The organism is bacterium (assembly GCA_030654305.1).
GTDB lineage: Bacteria > Krumholzibacteriota > Krumholzibacteriia > LZORAL124-64-63 > LZORAL124-64-63 > PNOJ01.
This window is the reverse complement of record JAURXS010000525.1, coordinates 1-5,913: the sequence shown is the minus strand read 5'-3', so window position 1 is coordinate 5,913 and position 5,913 is coordinate 1. Positions and strand designations below refer to the sequence as shown.

1 protein-coding gene is annotated in these 5,913 nt (G+C 69.9%); it reads left to right on the top strand.

Annotated elements, in window-relative coordinates:
- The first annotated feature begins 21 nt into the window (after nt 1-21).
- Entirely contained in the window at nt 22-5,616 is a 5,595-nt protein-coding gene (locus Q7W29_14775; protein MDO9173085.1) for an FG-GAP-like repeat-containing protein, read from the top strand.
- The last annotated feature ends 297 nt before the right edge of the window (nt 5,617-5,913 follow it).

The following is a 5,913-nucleotide window of genomic DNA, read 5'->3' as shown; positions in this document are numbered from 1 at the left end:
GACGGCGACCTCGACCTCTACATGTGCGACGCGATCAGCAACTACCTGCTGCGCAACGACGGCGCCGACCCCCAGGCCCCCGGCTTCACCACGTACACCGACGTGACGGCCGCCACCGGCACCACGAGCGTCAACGACAGCCAGGGCGTGGCCTGGGCCGACTACGACGACGACGGCGACCAGGACCTCTTCATCGCCAACTACAACGGCCCGAGCCAGATGCTGCGCAACGACCCGCAGACCCCCGGGGATCCCGACGACCCCGACCGCGTCTTCGTGAACGTGACCGCCGCCGCCGGCCTGACGCACACCGGTCCCAGCCGCGGCGCGGCCTGGGGCGACTTCGATAACGACGGCGACGCCGACCTCTACCTCACCAACTACGGCACCGCGAACCGCCTGTACCGCAACAACGGCGGCGTCTTCCTGTCGATCGGGGTCGCGGCGGGCGTCGCCGACACCGGCAACGGCCGCCACTGCAGCTGGATCGACTACGACAACGACGCCGACCTGGACCTCTGGGTCACGAACTACGACAACGGGATCGTGACGCAGAACAGCCGCCTGTACCGCAACGACGGTCCCGACGGGCTGAACCCCAACGGCTGGCTGTTCGTGGACGCCGCCGGCGCCCTGCTCGCCAACGACCTCGGCCTGGGCTCCTCGGCCGGCTGGGCCGACTACGACGCCGACGGCGACCTGGACATGTACTTCGTCAACTGGAACGCGGACCACCCCAACAAGCTCGTCCGCAACGACCTGTCCAGCGGCGCCGACTACCTGCACCTCGACCTCGCCGGTCGCCTCTCCAACGCCTCGGCCATCGGCGCCCGCGTGCGCGTGGTCACCGGGACCCACACGCAGGTCCGCGAGATCAACGGCGGCGAGGGCTACCACGGCCAGAACAGCCTGCGCGCGGAGTTCGGCCTGGGCCTGAGCGCCGTGATCGACTCGGTGACCGTGCGCTGGCCCTCGGGCGTGGTCCAGCAGCTGGGCACCGTCACGGCGAGTCAGCTGCTCGAGGTCGTGGAGCCGGGGCCCGACGCCCCGGTCATGGTCGCCGAGCCCGCCTACACCCCCGGCACGACCAACACCGTGTCCTGGAGCGACGAGTCCGGCAGCGGCGCCGTCGCCTACCGCGTGCAGGCCGCCCTGGACACCGGGTTCGCCACGCTGGTGGGCGACTCCGGCTGGATCGCCGGCCTCTCGCACGAGTTCACCGGCCTGTCCGACGGCCAGCTCGTCCGCTACCGGGTCCGCGCGCGCGACGCGGGCGGCATCGCCTCGCGCTGGTCGGGATCCGTGGGCTCCCTCCAGGACAACGCGCCCCCCGTCTCGTCGCTCAACGCCATCGCCAGCCCGCAGCAGGACGTGCCGTTCAGCGTCGCGTACCTGGCCTCGGACACCGGCAGCGGCGTGGCCTCGGTCGGCCTCTACTACCGGGTTGCCCCGGCCCCGTGGACGCTCTTCGGCACCCGGACCGACGGTCAGCCCTTCGTCTTCACCAACCCCGAGGGCCCGACCACCTACGAGCTGTATTCGATCGCCACCGACAACATCGGCAACGTGGAAGCGGCGCCGCCGATGCCCGACGAGACGGTCGTCGTGGAGCCGGCGCACTGGGTCAACGTGGCCCCGGCCGACGGTTCCGGTGTGGGCAACAACGGCAACGGCCGCGGCGCCGCGTGGGGCGACTACGACGGCGACGGGCTCTACGACCTGTTCATCACCAACCGGCCCGTGTGGTTCCTGCCGAACGACGACACCGACCACCTCTTCCACAACCTGGGAGCCGACCTGGGCAACCCCGACTCCTGGCTCTTCGAGGACGTCACCACCGGCGCCATGGCCGACCCCGCCTACGGGCAGGGCGTCTCCTGGGGCGACTTCGACGGCGACGGCGACCTCGACGTCTACCAGTCCAACATGGCCGTGGGCGGGCCGGCGCCCAACCACCTCTGGCGCAACAACGGCAACGGGTCGTTCACCGACATCGCGCCCCAGACCGGCACGACCGATCCCGCCGGCAGCGGCCGCGCCGCGACCTGGGTCGACTTCGACCTCGACGGCGACCTCGACCTGTACCTCTGCAACGACGGCCCCAACTACCTGTGGCGCAACGACGGCGAGGACCCGCTCAACCCCGGGCAGTGGCTCTTCGTGAACATCGCGCCGACCGACGGCACGGGCATCGGCGACGACATGTACACCATGGGCTGCTCGTGGATCGACTTCGACAACGACGGCGATCCCGACCTCCACCTGGCCAACTACAACAACGGGCCCGACCGCCTCTTCCGGAACGACGGCGAGGATCCCCTGAACCCCGGCCAGTGGGTCTTCACCAACGTGGCCGCGCTGATGGGCATCGAGGACGTGGGCAACGGGATGAACGCCAGCTGGGGCGACTACGACAACGACGGCTGGCTCGACTTCTACCTGGCCAACGACGGCGCCAACCGCCTCTACCATCGCGTGCCCGGCGTGAACCACTTCGAGGATGTCACTGCCGTCAGCGGCGCCGGCCTCAACGACCCCGCCTACACGGCCGGCACCGGCTGGGCCGACTACGACAACGACGGCGACCTCGACCTCTACGTCGGCAACCACTGGACCGACGCCACGGGCGACTGGGCCCCCAACCACCTGTTCCGCAACGACGGCGAGGACCCGCTGAACCCCGGGCGCTGGGTCTTCACCGACGTGGCCCCGGCCGGCGGCGCCGGCATCGGCGCCGGCGAGAACACCACGGCCACCGCCTGGGCCGACTACGACAACGACGGCGATCTGGACATCTACCTGTGCAACATGTCCGGCACGCCGAACTTCCTGTTCCGCAACGACGTGCCCGACGCGCAGACCAACCACTGGCTGCAGCTGGACCTCGTGTCGATGTCGGCGAACACGTCGGCGATCGGGGCGCGCGTGCGCTGCGTCGTCGGCGCGACGTCGATGATCCGCGAGGTCGAGGGCATCACCGGCTTCCTGTCGCAGAACTCGCTCACCGTCGAGTTCGGCCTGGGCGCCGCGACCGCGGCCGACTCGATCCTGATCCGCTGGCCCTCTGGGATCGAGCAGAACCTCACGAACGTGCCGGCCGGACAGCGCCTCGAGGTGATCGAGAGCGGGCCGGGCCGCCCGCTGCTGGCCGCGCTGCCCGCGATCACCGGGGGCGACTCGCTCGTGCTGGCCTGGGATCCCGTCTCCGGCAACGCGCCGGTGACCTACGAGGCCGAGCTGAGCGCCGATGCCGCCTTCGCCACGGTGCTGGCCACCAGCGGCTGGATCACCGACACCTCGCACGTCTTCACGGGCCTGGCCGACGCCTTCACCGGCTTCTACCGGGTCCGCTCCCGCGACGCCGAGCTGCTGATCTCGCTGTGGTCGAACACCGTCACCACGACGCAGGACGCGAGCCCGCCGGCCTCCGCGGTCGAGCCCGTGGTCCTCGCCTTCCAGGGCCTGCCCTTCGACGTGACGTACGCGGCCGCGGACGCGGTCAGCGGCGTCGCGCGCGTGGACCTCTGGTACCGCCACGGCGACGACCAGGGACCGTTCATGCTGTTCGGCTCGAAGACCGACGGCACGCCGTTCCTCTTTGAGCTTCCCGACGGCATCGGGACGTACTTCTTCTACACGACATCCGCCGACAGCGTCGGCAACGAGGAGCCCGCCCCCGCCGGCTGGGACCAGTCCGTGCTGGTGACCCAGCCCCAGTGGGTCCTGGTCTCCCCCGAGGACGGCAGCGGCGTCGGCAACGACGGCAACGGCCGCGGCGTGGCCTGGGGCGACTACGACGACGACGGCGACCACGACCTCTACATCACCAACCGCATCGTCTACCAGAACTCGGCCGACGCCACGAGCCACCTGTTCCGCAACGACGGGGCCGACCCCGGCGAGCACGACAACTGGCTGTTCGCCGACGTCTCGGTGCCGCCGATGACCTCCGAGGGCTACGGCCAGGGCGTGGCCTGGGGCGACTTCGACGGCGACGGCGACCTCGACCTCTACCAGACCTACATGCAGGTCAGCGAGGGGACGCCGGCACCGAACCGCCTGTACCGCAACGAGGGCGCCGGCGCGTTCACCGAGATCGGCGTGGAGACCGGCACCGACGACGGCGGCAGCGGCCGCAGCTGCTCCTGGGCCGACTACGACCAGGACGGCGACCTGGACCTCTACCTCTGCAACAACGGCGCGAACCGCCTCTACCGGAACGACGGCCTCGAGCCGACGACGCTCGCGCTCTGGGTGTTCACCAACGTGGCCCCGGTCGACAGCACGGGCATCGGCGACGGCAGCTACACCATGGGCTGCGCGTGGGGCGACTTCGACAACGACGGCGACCCCGACCTCTACCTGGCCAACTACGACAGCCAGCCCGACCGCCTGTTCCGCAACGACGGCCCGGACCCCCGCAACGCGGGCGAATGGCTATTCACCGACATCGCCGCCGAGGTCGGCCTGGTGGACAACGCCAGCGGTCTGGGCTGCGCGTGGGGCGACTTCGACAACGACGGCCTGCTGGACCTCTACGTCAGCAACGACGGGCCCAACTTCCTGTACCACAACGTCTCGACGGGCGTGGCGGCGGGCAAGCCGCACGACCGGGTGCAGGACGCGGGCGACAACACCGCCGAGAAGGCCGGTCCGACGCTCCAGTTCGTCGACATCGCGCCGCTGTACGACGTCGGCCTCGACGACGGGCTCTACGGCTCCGGCATCGGCTGGGCCGACTACGACAACGACGGCGACCTCGACCTCTACCTGGGCAACCACTGGAACGCCGCCGGCGACCCGGCGCCCAACCGCCTGTTCCGCAACGACGGTCCGGACGCGGGCAACCCCGTGGGCTGGCTCTTCAGCAACGCGGCCCCCACGCACCTGGGCCTGAACATCGCCGACGACTCGAGCACCAACGGCGTCGCCTGGTGCGACTACGACGGCGACGGCGACCTCGACCTCTACATGGCGAGCATGATGGGCGAGACCAACAAGCTGTTCCGCAACGACGTGGCGGACTCCACGGGCAACCACTGGCTGCACCTGGACCTGTCCGCGCCGTACCTCAACACCGACGCCATCGGCGCGCGCGTGCGCGTCGTGGCGGGCGGGATGAGCATGATCCGCGAGGTCGACGGCGGCTCGGGCTTCCTGTCGCAGGGCTCGCTGACCGTCGAGTTCGGCCTCGGGGCGGCGGCGGTCGCCGACTCGGTCGAGATCCTCTGGCCCGACGGCTACCACCACCTGATGCTGAACGTGCCCGGCGACCAGCGCCTGCTGGTCACCCAGCCGCAGACGGCCATCGACGATGACGGCCCGGCGCCGACGCCGCTGGCGTTCCGCGTCTACGACAACTTCCCCAACCCGTTCAATCCGTCCACGACGATCCGCCTGGACCTGCCCACGGCGCAACGCGTGCGGCTGGGGATCTACGCGGTGGACGGCTCGCTCGTGCGCACCCTGTTCGACGAGGAGCTGCCGGCCGGCACGCACCAGGCGGTGTGGGACGGCCGCAACCGCACCGGCGGGCGCGCGGCTTCCGGAGTGTACTTCTACCGGGTGGAGACGCCCGGGGACGTGGTGACGCGGAAGATGGTGTTGGTGAAATAGATCGAACAATCGGTGGCGATAGGGAGTGGCCCCGGGCGCGTGCTCGGGGCCATTTCTATCGGTGGAGATGGGAGCGGCTGTTGACTGATGGGGTGGTGGTTCGTACCCCGCTCAGGGAGCCAACAAGTTTCAGATTAGCGACGAGTTATAGAGAAGTTGACGGAGACCCCGATCGCGAAGCGGTTGGGGTCTTTGTTTGAGGTGGTGGCGCATAGGAGAGGTCGGCCTCAAGGCCGGATGGTGGCGGGCGAAGCCGATCGCGACGATGCTGGGACCGAGGAACTTGAGTTGGCCACC